Below are 15,661 nucleotides of genomic sequence, written 5' to 3' on the forward strand. Positions count from 1 at the left end.
TATGAAATTTACTCCCTTGCTCCTAGTCCTGCTGCTAGCGGCTTGTCAAGCACCCGCGCCGCCTGTCAGCCAGGCTCCAACGTCTCAAACTCAGCCTGAGATCAAAACGGCTTCTAAGGTGGTTGCTCTAACTTCCTTATCCGCAGATATTGTAAATCGGTTGGATAAAACAAAGCTAGTTGCGATTTCTGGGAGCCGATTGGTCAATCAAAACCCTGACTTTGCTCAATTGCCGCGAGTCAGTGAAGGACGGATGCCACCGAACTTAGAAAAGATTGTCGCCCTCAAACCGGATCTAGTAATTGGCGCAAAAGGATTTCACGATCAAGCGTTGGCAAAGCTACAAGAATCTGGGATTCAAACCTTAGCAACTGAAGTGAATAGTTGGCGATCGCTTTCTGAACTCACTCGCACGATCGCAACAGCGCTGAATGCGAATCCCGACCTCTTAATTCAAAGCTATCAAGCCTTGCTAGAACCTAAGCCTGCTCAAACTTCATCTGTGTTAGTTTTAGCGAGTCGGCAACCGATCCTTTCGCCCAATAAGTCAAGCTGGGCAGGCGATCTACTCAATCAGTTTGCTGTTAAAAACGTAGCCGCAGAGTTGCAGGGGTCATCTGAATTTAATGGTTATGTGACGCTCTCACCGGAGAAGCTGCTTCAGATCAATCCAGAGAAAATCATCCTCATCGATACGGGAGAAGGTGAGATCAATCAACTCAAATCGCAATCGTTTTGGAGTCAGTTAAAAGCAGTCCAGCAGCAGCAGGTTTATACAATGGATTACTTTGGATTAGTCAATCCTGGAAGTATTCGCGAGATCGAAGAAGCTTGCAAAAAACTAAAAGAGACTGTTTTCCGGTGATAAAGAATGCAATGGGCAGATTTGCAGTCCTACAGGAGTGTCTAAAATCAGAGCTTGAATCCCAAACACTTCTGCTAACCGATCGACAGTGAACACTTGATTCGGCTGACCCATTGCATTCAAATAACCTTCTTTCAGCAAACCAATACGATCGCTATATCTCGCTGCAAGATTCAACTCATGCAGAACCGTGATGATTGTAATTTGATGATCACGGTTCAACCTGCGTAAAAGTTCTAATAGCTCTAACTGATAGTGGACATCGAGATAAGTGGTTGGTTCATCTAGCAGTAAAATCTTAGGTTCTTGTGCCAATGCTAAGGCTAAAAAAGCGCGTTGTCGTTCTCCACCTGAAAGTTCTTCGACGGGACGATCGATAAAACCTTGAAGCTGAGTTTGCTCGATCGCAGTTCTTACTTTTTGCTGGTCTAAAGCGTTTAGCTCCCACTGCCACCAAGCCTGATGGGGAGCACGTCCTAGTGCGACTAATTGTTCTACGGTCAGTCCTTCGGGAATGGTTTGTTGTTGAGGCAAGAGAGAAAGCCGTTGAGCAACGATACGCGGTGGTTGCTGATGAATTGCTTTACCATCAAGCAAAACGGCTCCATGCGTCGGTGTAAGAATTCGACTGAGTAGCCGTAATAGAGTAGATTTACCTGAACCATTTGCACCGACTAAGCTTAACCATTCTCCCGCAATCAGAGACAGGTGAATATCCTGTACGATCGTGCGATCACCATATCCCCCGGTCAGTTGCTGAGTTTCTAAAAGTGGAATCTGCATCAAAATACTCCTTGGCGACGGCGGTAAAGTAACCAAATGAACAACGGGGAGCCGAGCAAGGCAGTCACAGCACCGACTGGAAATTCAATCGAGCCAATTCGACAAAGTAAATCTGCCAATGTCAGAACTAATGCACCCGCGATTGCGCTCGTTGGCAACACCCAACGATAATCATTGCCCATGATCAATCGCACCCCATGCGGCACAACTAATCCGACAAATCCAATCAATCCCGAAATACTCACTGCGCTTGCCGCTAGTAGACTTGCAGCGGCTCCAATTAAAATTCTCGATCGAACTAATGACACACCCAAACTCACTGCCATCTCGTTCCCTAAATTGAGTAAGTTGATCGTCTTACCCAGTAAACATCCACTGATCAGCGCGATCACAACGTAGGGCGCAACCAGATGAAGTTCTGCCCAGCCGCGCCCATTTAAGCTTCCGATTAACCAATTCAGAACGCCTTGTACCTGTCCTTCATCTGCGAATAGCAGCAGCAGCGTTTGAGCAGAACCGGATAGAGTCGCGATCGCGATTCCGCCCAGAATCAATCGCTCACTCACAATTCGTCCTCCTTGATAGCCCAGGGCAAACACGATCGTCACTGAAATGAGCGCACCTATCCAAGCACCCATGGGAACGAGTGCCTGCGCTTTCAAGACTGTAATCAGAATAACAGCAATCAGACCAGCACCAGATGAAATGCCTAACACAAAGGAGTCTGCCAAACTATTTCGGAGCATTCCTTGTAGCATCGCTCCCGACATACCCAGTGAAGCACCAACTAACACGCCTGACATAATCCTAGGAATTCTCAAATCCCAGATGATTGTTTGCTGTGTTGCCTCACCTTGTCGGAATAAAGCTTGCCATAGTTCAATAACATTCAGTTTGATAGCGCCTTGGGACAGGGCAAGAATCATGGTGAGAACTAATGCGATGATCAGTCCAAGGATGAGCAAGAGCGCTCTAAACGTAGCAGAATGGTGCTGAAAAGCTCGCGAATTAGCAGAATTCGGCTCCCCTTTTCGCAAGTCCTTTTTAACCATAAACAGTCCATCTCCAACTTTTAATCTTCAATTTTGACTCTGACTGCAACATCTAACTGAAATTGTCACACTCAATACTTGTCATTCTACAGTCTCTCATTTAATCTGAGATTAATTCTCAATAACTTGCTATTGAATTTGTGCGGACGATCGTTCATTCGCAATTCGTTATTTAAGGAGAAAAGGCACAGACGCAAATTTCTATTGATTCTGAAACAAGAATCCAACCCAGCTGATTTGACCGTAGATGAGCATATTCAGCTCAATCTAATTTCACTTCGGTTGTAGGGTACTCTCCTCCCTCACGCTACAACCGGAGCTTTTTTGTATTTATTCGCTGCTATACTACCCATCTTAATATTATTTAATGATTAACTATTGAGAATTTATCGCAGTAAAAATGCTAAACTCTGTTTTGAACTTATTGAGACTTATAGTCAATAAATTGACATTTTTTGACTCTCCTCAATGAGGTAGATGGAATGACTAGCATCACAGTTCAAAGAAATTTGGCGGCGATTCAGTTGTGGATTTGGATATTTCTAACGCAGGCTATGAGCATAGTCAATCGAAAGCGGTGAGAGGGAATCCGTTCTGCGGACTCGCAATCGATGAAGATAACCCATCCGATCTCACAGACGATCGCGTTCAAGCTTGGGTCACTCAACTGAAACCAGATTTTGGCATTTAGTCGAGTGATCCGTTGTTCATGCTGAAGATCTCAGCACACTCTAACTTAGGAGAAAACTAAATCATGCAAAGTTACGGAAATTCGGAAGTTCAATATGATTGGTGGGCAGGAAATGCCCGGTTTGCCAATCTATCGGGCTTATTCATTGCAGCTCACGTTGCTCAAGCTGCCCTCATTACGTTTTGGGCTGGAGCGTTTACGCTATTTGAAATCTCGCGCTATTCGCCAGAGCTTCCCATGGGTGCACAAGGATTGATCTTACTGCCGCACCTTGCAACTTTGGGGTTAGGAGTCGGTAAAGGGGGACAAATCGTCGATACCTATCCTTACTTTGTTGTGGGTGCAGTTCATTTGATTTCTTCTGCGGTATTGGGAGCAGGAGCATTGTTCCACACCTTCAGAGCGCCGCAAGATCTCAAAAAAGCAACAGGACAAGCACGGAAGTTCCACTTTGAGTGGGAAAAGCCTGAAACCCTCGGATTTATCTTAGGTCATCATCTCTTGTTGTTAGGGATCGGCGCATTGTTGCTCGTTACCAAAGCAATGTTCTTCGGTGGAATCTATGATGCGACGATTCAAGATGTTCGTGTCGTGACTGAGCCAACGCTGAATCCAGCAATCATCTATGGATATCAAACGCATTTTGCTAGTGTAAATAACTTGGAAGATTTGGTCGGAGGACATGTCTATGTTGGATTGCTGCTCATCGGGGGTGGAATCTGGCATATTCTTGTTCCACCATTAAAGTGGGCAAGAAATCTGTTGATCTTTTCGGGTGAGGCGATTCTCTCGTATTCTTTGGGTGGAATTGCGCTTGCTGGATTTGTTGCGGCTTACTTCTGTGCAGTAAATACACTTGCTTATCCGGTTGAGTTCTACGGACCTGCACTCGAAGTTAAGCTCGGAATCACGCCTTACTTTGCGGATACCGTTCAGTTACCCATGGGCGCTCATACTCCCCGCTCTTGGTTGGCAAATGCTCATTTCTTCTTGGCGTTCTTCTTCTTACAAGGGCATCTCTGGCACGCCCTTCGAGCCATGGGCTTCGACTTCAAGCGAATTGAGAAAGCATTGAATTCAGTGCAAGTCTAGACTTTGATTTCTGATGATGGAGGAGGATCGTTCCTCTTCCGTCGATCGCACTTCAGCCATGATTTAGGAAGACCCGATGAACCATAGACCGAAAATTGAGTGGGTGAATGCTAGTCAGGAACACAGCCATCATGAACTATCTCGTTCAACTTTGCCAGGTTTTCTTCTGCTGCTTTTGCATTTTTGCACTGTTAACGGGTTTCCTTTTTAGTCTTAGTTGGGCAGGACAAGACGGAATGAGGCGATTGAGGAGGCTGCATCGAATTCCTTGTAGTCGCTGTGCTTACTTCACCGGAGATTACAACCTGAAATGCACAGTTCGACCCTGTGAAGCTCTGACTGAGGCTGCTCTCCAGTGTCGAGATTTTGAACCCTGCTCTGTGAGTCCAGCTATTTCCAGACCTAAGAAACATGCTCTTTACTCTTTCAACCGCTACCGCTAAGACCCATTCTGAAGAACGGTATCTCTCCTTGATCCCTCCCTGTGATGTCACTCAAGCGCGATCGTTTCGGTATCGAGAACACTTGCCCTTTACTCGGGATGGTTTGTGGAGAATTGAATCAGGCTATGTCCGAACGATTACTTGGGATGATGAAGGGACGATCTCTGCTTTAGGGATATGGGGAACTGGAGAGGTTGTCGGACATCAGCTCTCAACGATTACTCCTTACCAGATTGAATGTTTGACTCCAGTGCTAGTCAGAGAAATTCCCTTGTCGGATGATTGCACTCACTTGCTTCTATCTCACCTCCACCAGGTAGAGACCTTGCTGAATGTGACGAGCATCAAGCAGACGATGGTTCGATTGGTCAAGCTTTTAGAATGGTTAGCACAACGATTTGGCAGATTAGATGAGCAGGGATATCTCATTGATATTCCGCTTACCCACCAATGTATTTCCGAGTTAATTGGCGCGACGAGGGTAACTGTGACCCGTTCTTTAAGCGAGTTAAGACGAGCCGGAAAAATTCAGCAACTCTGCCAGCACCGAATTCTTTTACAGAATTTCAGAGCGGTCTGAAATTCATGAAAACAACCCTCAAGTAGATCTGTACGTAAGGTGGTCTGCACAATTAGCGATCGCACAATTGGCGAATCTGCTAATTGTGCAGCAATTGTGTGAAATCCTAGAACGCTAGAAAACTATAACTGCGAGGCTTGCTCTATTTTGCATCTTAGAACTGGTGAGACAAGACAGCATCAGTATGTTTGAATCGACGGACTATCGCCTGATGCTCGTGATTGAATCTGTGATCGCCGTACCTAAAAATTAAGTTTTAACGTCAGTCAATCGAAAACTATCATTTATATAGAAGATGAGCATACTGACTGTCAAACGACACAGCGTAGTAGATTCACAATCTGTGATCAAGTTCACTTCTTCTTCGTTGCGATCGCCATTTTTACCCCATCAATTTTGCGAATTTCGTCCATGACTGCCACAAGTTGACCATGCTGCACTTTTTCATCGGCATTGATCACGACCACCGCTTGCTGATTCGCTTGCACCAAAGTTCTTACCCCAACTTGGAGGTCTGAAATCTGAACAGGGCGCTTGTTTAACGCAATTTCTCCATCCGGCTGAATGCTAACAGCAATTCTTGTTTGCTGCTGAATCTTAGCGGTTGCTGCTTGGGGAAGATTCACCGGTAAGCCTTCTGATCGGGTTAAAAACAAAGTCGAAACAATGAAAAAAGTGAGCAGTGCAAACACCACATCAATCATCGGCACAATATTGATCTGAGGCGGTTGATCGTTTTCTTCAGGAAATAACATAAGACTTCATTCAGTTAGGAGACTCGGCGGGTTTCGTAGCGGCGATCGTAGATGAGTTCAAACCGATTGGCGTATTCCTCAATCAGCGCTGTCTGGCGAGTAAAGAACCCGCGAAAGATGCTAACTGCAAACAAGTTAAAGATCGCGACAATCAGTCCTGATGCAGTCGAAACTAGAGCTTCACTGATCCCACCCGTTACGCCTGCGGTTTGGCTCCCGCCAACATTGCCGATGTTCAGCGACGAGAAGGAAACGATTAATCCCGTGACTGTGCCGAGCAATCCAAACAGTGGAGATAAGCCCACAATCGTATCGAAGATGTTGGTAAATCGCTTCATTCCTGGCACTTCTGCCTGTGCTTCTGCTTTCATCGCCAAACTAAACTGTTCTGGTGTGGGACGATCAAGCGAGAGTGCCGATAGCAAAATCCGAGCCGCAGGCAGATCAAGGTTCTTTTTCAGAACTGCGATCGCTTCTGCCACATCATTTTCCTGATAGAGCATCAACACGCGCTGCATCATCTTCGGTTGACGTTTGATAATGCGACTCCAATAGCGCGATCGCTCAATGATCAAGCCAATCGCCGTAATGGAAAACAATAGCAAGGGGATCATAACAACCCCGCCTGCTTTCAGAATCTCGATCGCGTTACTCATTCCTAAACTCCAACCTACTCTGATAACTGTTCAAAGGCTTGTGAATGCGAAAAACTGTGCTGAAGCGGCAAAATATTCATAGAGCAGCGTAGAACCAAATGAAACTAATTGTCAAGTATTTTTACCTGCTTGCGGATCTGAAAGCCGCCAAATTTTATTTGAAAACAGGCATTCTTAGAGTATGATTTCATTCTTGATCAACCATTGACAGATGTTGGGCGAGCTACTAGCCTGAGATCAGAAAAATCATCTGATGCAATTTATTGTCAATATTTTATGAGCATTGTTCCAGAAATCGCCGAGCAGCGTCAGAAAGAAGCACTAGGACTGAAGCGGTTTTTGCCCTTTAGTTTTACGGGCGCGATCGCATTGCATCTTATCTTGATCCCGTTGTTGGTGATGTTTTGGAAACCAAATTTAGAAGCGACGATTGCAGAACAAGAAATAGAAATCATTGCTGAGGATCAACCTGATGAAGCTCCCCCTGAAACAGATGTTTCTACATCAGTAGAAGCAGGAGGGAGTGGAGGTGGTTCAGAACAGTTCTCACTCTTTAACCCAAATCCTAGTACCCCTCCACCGAATGAAATTGCACAAGCGATCCCCGAACCTGTTCTTGTGCCTGCTCCGACCGTAGAGCCAGAAATTATAGAACCGACTCCCGTTCCTGATCCAACTCCGACCCCTGTACCGAGTCCAACGCCAAGTCCAACGCCAAGCCCAACACCAAGCCCAACACCGACTCCTGTACCCAGTCCAACTCCGACCCCTGCACCCAGTCCGAGTCCAACGCCGAGTTCAACCCCGACTCCGAGCACCTCTGCAAGTCCTGCATCGAGTCCAACGACCTCACCCACCACACAAGCAAGCAAGCAAACGCCTGGAACTAGCACCGGAATCGGCAATGGAACTGGCAATGGAACTGGCAATGGCACGGGTAACGGGATCGGAAATCGGGGTACGGGTAACGGGATCGGCAATGGCACGGGTAACGGAACTGGCAACAGTACAGGCTCCGGACAGCAAGGTCGCCCGAGTCCTTCACCTCAACCTGTTGCGATTCGCCAAGCTCCGCCGCGTGAAGACTCTGACCCGTCCGCTCGTTCTCGCCGCAATCGTCCAAAGTGCAAAAACAACTGCGGATTAGATGAATATCTTGGGGCAGAAGGTTCAGCCCGATTTGATTTTGATGTTGATAAAGATGGCAATGTGACCAATGTCCGCTTGAGACAATCGAGCGGGAATGCAGAAGTCGATCGTAAAGCGGAAGAAGCCATTCGTCGGCGCAGATATGAAGCTTCAGAAAGTGGTTTTCAAGGTCAACGCATTCGCGTCACCTCTGAACAAGAAGGCTCCGATTTCCAGCGGCAAAATGCTAGTCGTCGTCGCCAAGAAGAACAAGAACGCGCGGCACAAGAAGCAGAACGCGCGGCACAAGAACGCTTAGAGCGAGAGCGTATTCAACGCGAAGCCCAACAGCAACAACCCCCTGCTTCTGCGACTGAACCCATCCAACCACCCCCAACGACTTCACCCTCTCCGACTCCTGCTGCTCCATCCCCTGAACCCGCACCCATAGAAGCTCCACCCGTAGAAGCTCCACCCGAACCTGTTCCAGAAGCCCCGCCTGTAGAGGCTCCACCCCCCGAACCTGTTCCAGAAGCCCCGCCCGTAGAAGCTCCACCCCCCGAACCTGCTCCCGCAGAAGCCCCGCCTGCGCAACCGCCTGCGGAGCCGTCCACACCATAATTGATGAGATAAGTTATGGGACTACTTTGTTCGCTTGACTAGAATCAACCACAAAAAATAAGGTGTTCCAATCATGGCGGTTACTAGCCCTGAAGGAATCTCTCTAGGCGCGATCGCAGTTCTTCCGATTACATCGGCAAGGCTGACTAGAATTGCGCCTAAAATGGCAACTAAAGGGACAAGTTGACGGTAACGACCTCCAACTAATAGCCGACCTGCATGAGGTGCAATCAATCCCACAAAGCTAATTGTGCCAACTGTGGAAACGGCAACGGCTGACAGAACCACTGAGATTGCAATCATGGCTGCACGAACTCGTTGCAGAGACATTCCTAGAGTTCGAGGCACATCTTCTCCTAGCGCCAAAACATCTAATCGGCGCGCAAACAACCATACGATCGGCAAGAGTAAAACAGGTAAGACGATCAATCGCCACAGTTCATCCCACTGGCGAGCGTAAGTACTCCCTGACAGCCACACGATCGCTTGTGCAACTCGTAATTTTGCTAGGACTATTAGCACGTTGATCCCAGAAGAACAAAATGCGGAAACGGCGACCCCAACAAGTGCTAACCTCGCTGGCAGTACTCCTTTTTTCCAAGATAGTAAGTAGACCAAGCTAAAAGCACTGACTGCCCCAACGATTGCAGCCAATGAAAGACTCTCAGGAGTCGCATTGGGAACGAAAACCAGAACAATCATTGCTCCTAATCCTGCCCCTGATGTTACGCCAACGATTTCAGGTCCGGCTAACGGATTTCGCACGACTCCTTGAAGCAGCAATCCACTCACCGCTAATGTTGCACCTGCAACCATCGCAACTAACAATCGAGGTAAACGAAGATTTAAAATCACGGTTTGAGATAAGGCAGTGCCTTGACCGGATACCAGATCGATGAGTTGGTCAACACCGATCGTGCGATTGCCGAGTAGGAGTCCTGCGATCGCAATAATGAATAGTAGACCTATCAAACCCGATAGCAACACCGGATAAGAGAACCGACGGGAAGAAGTTTGCTGCTGAGTAGAGATAGAAGGCGTATCATCTCCTAATTGTTTTGACGTAGAAGCTAGCCAAATGAGGAAAGGAGCACCGATGAGCGCGGTAATACTTCCGGTTGGGAGATCGTTCAAGTTGGTGGTCAAACTTTGAGCAATAATGTCCGATCCGACTAACATAATTGCGCCCCATAGTGCCGCACCGAGCAGTAATAATTTGTGTTTTCGACATCCCATGAGTTTGACCATATGTGGAGCAACAAGCCCCACGAAGCCAATCGGGCCGGATATACTGACGACGATCGCGGCTAAGAATACAGCTAGCAAGGTACTGAAGATACGGGTGAGTTGGACTGTGTTACCGAGCGATCGGGCGACTTCTTCCCCAAGAGACAACACATCTAAGGATCTTGCCATTCCCAGTAATAAAATTGCGGCAATTGCGACTCTAGGAGCCGCATACTGAACTTTACTCCAGTCAATTTGAACTAAAGAACCCGCTCCCCAGAAGAATAAATCACTGGTTTCATTTTCGTAGATGAGTTGTAGAGTAGCAGTGAAGGCGGACAATGCGAGAGAGACTGCTACTCCTGCAAGTGTTAGGCGGATTGGAGTGGCTCTGACTGCTCCTGCGATCGCATAAGCTAAAATTGCGGCAAATAATCCCCCAACTAAAGCGATCAGTGTGGGTGAGATTGAAAATAATCCAGGTGAAAAGATGACAGCCAGCGTAACAGCAAGATAAGCACCTGCATTAATTCCGAGAGTCGCAGGTGAAGCTAAAGGATTACGAGTCATCGTTTGTAAAACAGTGCCTGCCATTCCCAAAGCGGCTCCTGCAAGAATGCCAAGTGTGGCGCGAGGCAACCGAAGATAGCGAACAATGTTGTGTTCGGGCGTATCATTGGGTGAAAAAATAGCCTCGATCACGGTAGCAAGATCTAAGTTTGCTTGTCCTTGGGTGATGTGAACCATGAATAGCACCAGCAACAGCATGGTTCCTAAACCAAAGACCTTAAGAGGTGAAACGATTTGAATCTTCATTTTTCAGTGAGTGTAGCAGTCACTTTTTCAACCAATAATTGAGCGCTTTTAGGGCCGCCAAACACCCAAGTTTCTGCGCCAATAGGGTACAACCGTTGCTCCTGGACAAACTTTAATCCTTTCCAGACTGGATTCTCCCGCAATTGCTTGAGGTGAGTGTTATTCTCTCCAGCAATGTAGAGAAAGCTTGCTTGCTCAATTTTGGGGAATGCTTCAATTCCGACAGTATTGAACCCGAAGCGATCGAGTTGTCCTTTCCACGCATTTTTTAATCCAATCTGGTTGAGGATTTGTACTGCCATTGCATCATCTGTGAATAGCCGAATCTGGGGAGTGGCTTCGTTGAACTGCCCTAGAATAAAAGAGCGCGTGTTTTGCTTTGAAGAACGCAGACGATCGCTGGCTGCCTGAAAAGTATCTTGCATTTGACGTAACATTGTTTCCCCAGCTTCACGCCGATCGACTCGTTGTGCGATCGCTCTAAACGTCTGTTGCATCTCATCAAACTGGGACAGAGTATTAGAGTCTGGATAAGGATTAAAGAGCTGTGTTGGCGCGATCGCGGATAAAGCATCGTAGATCGTCTCATGCCGGAGTTGAGTGCCGATGATCAGATCGGGTTGGAGTTGAGCGATCGCTTCTAAACTCGGTTCTTGACGAGTACCCACATCTACCACGGATTCTGCTAGCTTTGGTTCTATATCTACAAAGGTTTTGTAGCCTCGAATGTCTGCGACTCCGATCGGTTGAATTCCTAATGCCAAGAGATTTTCGACATACACCCATTCGAGCGCGACAATACGGCTTGCAGTTGTTGAGATGTTGGAGCGAGATTGATTTTGGCGTGTACAAGAAACTACGGCGGCAGAAGCTAGCGCTGTAACAAGAAACTGCCGCCTACTAAACTGAGACATGGACTTCTCCCTGAATGCTAGTCAAACTACTCTGCTACGTGATGGATTAAACACGTCATTCCTCTCTTTCTTGAGAATTAATGCGAGTTATTCTGATCTGACTCTAAATCACTCACTTCGTCAGTTTAACGATCAAAAATGGCATAAAAACAATCTTGAAACATGTAATAATCGGCTGAGACTTCATAATTATTGAGAATTAATATGAATAGTATCTCAAAACAAGCTAAAATCTTCGGGAGAGTGGTCAACCAAATTTGTTGAAGTTCCTACCGTTTAAGTTCCTATCAAAGTTTGTGGCGATCAAAATGGACATCGTGACACAAGGCGAATTCAATGATCTGTGGCAAGCTGCACTAGAAGCAGATCAAGTTTGGACGTGGCAAGGTCACGAAGGACTGCGCCAATTACCGCAAGCATTGGGGCAAGGGCAAAGACGATTAACGATTTTCCGAGAAGGATTTCAGCTTTGGTTAGATAACGTGATCTACGATCGACCCATTCATCTAGATTATGTGTATCAACTTCCTCAGCTTACGCTAACGTTTTATCTATCCGGTGATTTTCGGATTGTGAATCCTGGTTTAGCGAAAGAGGAAGATCGCTCTGAAGAGAATGGAGAAAGCTGTATCTGCTATCTTCCTGATGTTCGATCGATCGAATATTATCCAGCCCAACAACCGCTACAACGCCTAACATTGAGTGTCGGTCTTGATTTTTTACGATCGTACGCTCTCGATCAAACATTTCCCCTCCTGATTCGGCGACTCTTAGACGGACAGCCGATTGCTCCCTTTCACCAAACCTTTGGGATTGCGGCTCGTACCATTCAACCCATGATTCAGCAGATTTTGTCTTGTTCCTATCAAGGTGCATTGCGGCAGATGTTTTTAGAAAGTAAATCTCTGGAACTGCTAACCTTACAGCTTGCACGTTGGGCAAAAGATGAACAACAACCCATACCATCAACAGCCTGGAAATCTCAGGATTTGGAAAAGCTTGAGCGGGCAAAAGAGATTCTACAATGCTCGATCGAATATCCTCCTTCACTGGTCGATTTAGCGCAACAGGTTGGATTAAATGACTGCAAACTCAAACAAGGCTTCCGCCAAATCTTTGGAACAACTGTATTTGGCTATTTGAGAGCTTGCCAGATGGAACGAGCCAAACAATTGTTGAGAGAAAGTGATCTTTATATTACGGACATTGCTGCCAAGGTTGGTTACAGCAGCTTACCTGCTTTCAGTAACGCATTCTACAGACAAGTTGGAATGAGTCCACACAAATTCCGACGCAGTTAAACCGCAGTTTATTTAATCGAGATTCAATCACTATTTATTGCAAATATTGCTCCGTTTTGATTAAGTCAGCTCCCGATTGCGTAAGACTTTTTCTATCGACTTTGATAAACTAACTTTTAGCTCACTATTAGAACTAAATCCTAATAAGAGCGCACTAAAGTTTTGTGTGAGGCGGTATGAATCGGGCGTTGTGGTACTCTAGTTTTCCACTGTTTTGGTTAGTGTTTCAGTCAACTGCGATCGCAGAATCTCCAGTGAAACGGCTTCAAGAATTTGAGCAGGTTTCTCGATCGGCAACACTACTATCGCAGTCATCTGAAGAACTCCAAACCGATAGAATTCAGATTACAGATGTACGATTCGTGCCCACTGCAACCGGGGTTGATGTTGTTCTGGAGGCTGTAAAACCCCTAGCCCAACCTGTGTTAACAACAAGCGATCGGACTCTCATTGCTGAGTTTGAGAATGCAGTTTTAGCACTTCCTCAAGGTCAAACCTATCAGGTAGACGCTCCAGCAGAAGGCATTCAGCGAGTCACTGTTCAATCGATCGCCCCGAATCGGGTACAAGTAAGCATCACGAGCACAAACGAGACTCCGACCGCAACAATCCGAGCAAGCCAAGCTGGAATTACACTGGCGATCGTCGCACCAACCGAAACAGCAGAAGACGAAGAAGAAGTTGTCGTGACAGCCACTCGAACTCAGGAAACCCGTCGCGATGTTCCCCAATCGATTACAACGATCGATCGGAATCAACTTCAGCAACAGTTTGCAGTCTCTCGTGATGTTTCTGATGCGTTGAGCAAACTCGTTCCGGGACTTGCGCCACCCAACGAGCGAAACAATATTTTTGGGCAAACATTACGAGGACGGAACGTTACTGTTTTAATTGATGGGATTCCTCAAGCAACGACCCCTAATGTTTTTCGGGATTTGCAAACGATCGATCCAAGTGTCATCGAACGGATCGAAGTGCTGCGCGGTGCAACGGCTCTTTATGGAGATGGTGCAACCGGAGGTGTGATCAATCTCATTACTCGCACTCCTGCCCAGAATCGGCTCACAGCTACGACCGAAATTGGAGTGAATACATCGCTGACGGGATCAGAAAATGCTTGGGGTCAAACCGTGCAGCAAACCTTCTCCGGGACAGAAGGCAATGTTGGCTATGTGCTCAGTGCTGGAATCGCAAACATTGGTAGTTTCTTTGATGCCAATGGCGATCGTATTGCACTCGATCCGACTGGACAAGGAGGACTATCCGATGCAGATTCGATCAATTTATTTGGCAAGTTCGTTTACACGCCAGACCAAAATCAACGCTTAGTGCTGTCAGCCAGTCGTTTTGAATATCAACAAGATCCCGCATTTACAAGTGATCCGATCGTCGATCGCCTAGCAGGTCGCCAACGAGCGCGAGTTCTAGAGGGGCTTAATCTTGAAGATGAACCTGGAACTAAAAACTCGATTTTCAATTTGGAATACACTCATCAAAATGTGTTGGGGAGTCGAGTACGTGGACAAATCTACTATCGGGATGTTTTAGCGCGCTTCTTTCCCTTCGATGCTCGCAACACTGCAAGCTTAGGACGTTTGATTTTTCAGTCAAGAGTTGAATCTCAACGATTCGGAACTCGTTTTGATGTTGAAACTCCACTCACAGCAAACAAAGCCGTAAACTTACTCTGGGGGCTAGATTTTAGTCATGAAAATTCTCGGCAGCCTGTATCGTTTTTTGATCCCGCCATCTTCGACAATAGCAATGGTTTAGCATTTCGGAAGTTAGGCGATCGCACTTGGACACCGCCCATTACAACGGATAGCTTAGGATTATTCGGACAACTCGAAGCACGACTCAACGATCGTCTCCTTGTGCGGGGAGGAATCAGACATGAACGGGCTGCGGTGAGTGTCGATGACTTTGCAACGATTGCAAATAATTCGGTCACAGGCGGCAAGGTGAACTATGACGAAACCTTATTTAATCTGGGTACCGTTTATCGAATTACGCCAGAACTCAGTGCATTTGCTAGTTTTTCTCAAGGCTTCTCACTTGCCGACATTGGACGAGTTTTAAGAGCCGCACCCAACAATTTCCAGTTTGAGCGAGTGCGACCTGAACCCCAAAAAGTGAATAACTATGAAATTGGTCTGCGTGGAGAATGGCGCAACGTTCAAGCTTCTATTTCGGGCTTCTATAGTACCTCAAACCTAGGGACTACATTCGCTGCCAGTTTTGTTGACATCATCCGTGCTCCTGAACAAATTTATGGCGTAGAAGCAACCTTAGATGTGCAGCCCAGCCGAAACTGGAATCTAGGACTAACTGCAAGTTTAGCAGAAGGTCGGATTGATGCGAACAATGATGGGGATTACGAAAACTTCCTAGATGGTTTTCGCATTCCACCTTTGAAGCTCACAGCTTATGTAGAAAATGAAACGCTTCCAGGCTGGCGCAATCGTTTACAACTGCTGTACTCTGGTGCTCGCAACCAGTTCAACAATAGTAATGCGTTTGGTCGTCAGGCAGTCAACGATTACATCACTGTAGATTTTGTTAGTCAGATCAAAGTCGGAAGCGGCACTCTACAGGTTGCGATCGAGAACCTATTGAATGCAGATTACTTCCCAGTCGTTTCTCAATTGCAAACGAGCGATACCCAATACTTAGCAGGGCGCGGGCGATCGCTCAGTGTGCGCTATGGTTTCACCTGGTAGCAAATTTTGATGCTAGA

The 15,661-nt window shown here is 46.6% G+C and carries 13 protein-coding genes; 7 read left to right on the forward strand and 6 right to left on the reverse strand.

Annotation, left to right across the window (positions count from 1 at the left end):
• Nucleotide 1: 1 nt before the first annotated feature.
• Nucleotides 2-865 carry an ABC transporter substrate-binding protein gene (locus tag ACMUEV_RS25880; protein WP_190652401.1) on the forward strand — a complete coding sequence of 288 codons (864 nt, stop codon included), beginning with the start codon at nt 2-4 and terminating at the stop codon, nt 863-865.
• On the opposite strand, the gene ACMUEV_RS25885 is transcribed toward ACMUEV_RS25880, so the two are convergent.
• Together ACMUEV_RS25885 and ACMUEV_RS25890 are read right to left on the reverse strand one after the other, a co-directional pair.
• Nucleotides 842-1,648 (reverse strand): ABC transporter ATP-binding protein, encoded by an 807-nt coding sequence (locus ACMUEV_RS25885; protein WP_017286203.1) that lies wholly within the window; start codon nt 1,646-1,648, stop codon nt 842-844. The genes ACMUEV_RS25880 and ACMUEV_RS25885 overlap by 24 nt on opposite strands.
• On the reverse strand, nt 1,648-2,700 hold the full coding sequence (locus tag ACMUEV_RS25890) for a FecCD family ABC transporter permease (RefSeq protein WP_190652402.1): 1,053 nt from the start codon (nt 2,698-2,700) through the stop codon (nt 1,648-1,650). The genes ACMUEV_RS25885 and ACMUEV_RS25890 overlap by 1 nt, the downstream gene beginning before the upstream one ends.
• 532 nt (nt 2,701-3,232) lie before the next feature.
• Between ACMUEV_RS25890 and ACMUEV_RS25895 the strand changes: the two genes are divergently transcribed.
• The 3 genes from ACMUEV_RS25895 to ACMUEV_RS25905 all read left to right on the forward strand — a co-directional run bounded on the left by ACMUEV_RS25895 (nt 3,233) and on the right by ACMUEV_RS25905 (nt 5,506).
• Complete coding sequence (locus tag ACMUEV_RS25895) at nt 3,233-3,391, forward strand: hypothetical protein (RefSeq protein ID WP_190652445.1); 159 nt, start codon at nt 3,233-3,235, stop codon at nt 3,389-3,391.
• 63 nt (nt 3,392-3,454) lie between these two features.
• Entirely contained in the window at nt 3,455-4,483 is a 1,029-nt protein-coding gene (locus tag ACMUEV_RS25900; RefSeq protein WP_190652403.1) for a chlorophyll a/b binding light-harvesting protein, read from the forward strand.
• A 411-nt stretch (nt 4,484-4,894) separates the two neighbouring features.
• Nucleotides 4,895-5,506 carry a Crp/Fnr family transcriptional regulator gene (locus tag ACMUEV_RS25905; RefSeq protein ID WP_017286199.1) on the forward strand — a complete coding sequence of 204 codons (612 nt, stop codon included), beginning with the start codon at nt 4,895-4,897 and terminating at the stop codon, nt 5,504-5,506.
• 353 nt (nt 5,507-5,859) lie between these two features.
• Here the strand turns inward: ACMUEV_RS25905 and ACMUEV_RS25910 are convergent, their stop codons facing one another.
• Together ACMUEV_RS25910 and ACMUEV_RS25915 are read right to left on the reverse strand one after the other, a co-directional pair.
• The gene (locus ACMUEV_RS25910) at nt 5,860-6,261 is read right to left on the reverse strand and encodes an ExbD/TolR family protein (protein WP_190652404.1); all 402 of its coding nucleotides are present in this window, start codon (nt 6,259-6,261) and stop codon (nt 5,860-5,862) included.
• 14 nt (nt 6,262-6,275) lie between these two features.
• The gene (locus ACMUEV_RS25915; protein ID WP_017286197.1) at nt 6,276-6,917 is read right to left on the reverse strand and encodes a MotA/TolQ/ExbB proton channel family protein; all 642 of its coding nucleotides are present in this window, start codon (nt 6,915-6,917) and stop codon (nt 6,276-6,278) included.
• Between the two features lie 276 nt (nt 6,918-7,193).
• Here ACMUEV_RS25915 and ACMUEV_RS25920 point away from each other — a divergent pair, with 276 nt between their 5' ends.
• Nucleotides 7,194-8,666, forward strand: a complete 1,473-nt coding sequence (locus ACMUEV_RS25920; protein ID WP_190652405.1) for an energy transducer TonB — start codon at nt 7,194-7,196, stop codon at nt 8,664-8,666.
• A gap of 21 nt (nt 8,667-8,687) precedes the next feature.
• On the opposite strand, the gene ACMUEV_RS25925 is transcribed toward ACMUEV_RS25920, so the two are convergent.
• Together ACMUEV_RS25925 and ACMUEV_RS25930 are read right to left on the reverse strand one after the other, a co-directional pair.
• A complete protein-coding gene (locus ACMUEV_RS25925) occupies nt 8,688-10,709 on the reverse strand; it encodes an iron ABC transporter permease (RefSeq protein WP_190652406.1) in 2,022 nt (673 codons plus the stop codon).
• A complete protein-coding gene (locus tag ACMUEV_RS25930) occupies nt 10,706-11,623 on the reverse strand; it encodes an ABC transporter substrate-binding protein (RefSeq protein WP_190652407.1) in 918 nt (305 codons plus the stop codon). The genes ACMUEV_RS25925 and ACMUEV_RS25930 overlap by 4 nt, the downstream gene beginning before the upstream one ends.
• A 308-nt stretch (nt 11,624-11,931) precedes the next feature.
• On the opposite strand from ACMUEV_RS25930, the gene ACMUEV_RS25935 reads away from it, so the two are divergent.
• Entirely contained in the window at nt 11,932-12,924 is a 993-nt protein-coding gene (locus tag ACMUEV_RS25935; RefSeq protein ID WP_190652408.1) for a helix-turn-helix transcriptional regulator, read from the forward strand.
• Between the two features lie 176 nt (nt 12,925-13,100).
• Nucleotides 13,101-15,644, forward strand: a complete 2,544-nt coding sequence (locus ACMUEV_RS25940) for a TonB-dependent receptor domain-containing protein (RefSeq protein ID WP_190652409.1) — start codon at nt 13,101-13,103, stop codon at nt 15,642-15,644.
• Nucleotides 15,645-15,661: the final 17 nt, after the last annotated feature.

The sequence above is a fragment of the Leptolyngbya sp. FACHB-1624 genome (assembly GCF_047649235.1).
In the GTDB taxonomy this organism is placed as follows: Bacteria; Cyanobacteriota; Cyanobacteriia; order Leptolyngbyales; family Leptolyngbyaceae; genus Leptolyngbya; species Leptolyngbya boryana.

Coding starts and splice junctions, on each gene's coding strand:
- ACMUEV_RS25925 (WP_190652406.1), bottom strand. CDS start 10,709: ATGAAGATTCAAATCGTTTCACCTCTTAAGGTCTTTGGTTTAGGAACC.
- ACMUEV_RS25940 (WP_190652409.1), top strand. CDS start 13,101: ATGAATCGGGCGTTGTGGTACTCTAGTTTTCCACTGTTTTGGTTAGTG.
- ACMUEV_RS25930 (WP_190652407.1), bottom strand. CDS start 11,623: ATGTCTCAGTTTAGTAGGCGGCAGTTTCTTGTTACAGCGCTAGCTTCT.
- ACMUEV_RS25890 (WP_190652402.1), bottom strand. CDS start 2,700: ATGGTTAAAAAGGACTTGCGAAAAGGGGAGCCGAATTCTGCTAATTCG.
- ACMUEV_RS25935 (WP_190652408.1), top strand. CDS start 11,932: ATGGACATCGTGACACAAGGCGAATTCAATGATCTGTGGCAAGCTGCA.
- ACMUEV_RS25915 (WP_017286197.1), bottom strand. CDS start 6,917: ATGAGTAACGCGATCGAGATTCTGAAAGCAGGCGGGGTTGTTATGATC.
- ACMUEV_RS25920 (WP_190652405.1), top strand. CDS start 7,194: ATGAGCATTGTTCCAGAAATCGCCGAGCAGCGTCAGAAAGAAGCACTA.
- ACMUEV_RS25885 (WP_017286203.1), bottom strand. CDS start 1,648: ATGCAGATTCCACTTTTAGAAACTCAGCAACTGACCGGGGGATATGGT.
- ACMUEV_RS25905 (WP_017286199.1), top strand. CDS start 4,895: ATGCTCTTTACTCTTTCAACCGCTACCGCTAAGACCCATTCTGAAGAA.
- ACMUEV_RS25910 (WP_190652404.1), bottom strand. CDS start 6,261: ATGTTATTTCCTGAAGAAAACGATCAACCGCCTCAGATCAATATTGTG.
- ACMUEV_RS25900 (WP_190652403.1), top strand. CDS start 3,455: ATGCAAAGTTACGGAAATTCGGAAGTTCAATATGATTGGTGGGCAGGA.
- ACMUEV_RS25880 (WP_190652401.1), top strand. CDS start 2: ATGAAATTTACTCCCTTGCTCCTAGTCCTGCTGCTAGCGGCTTGTCAA.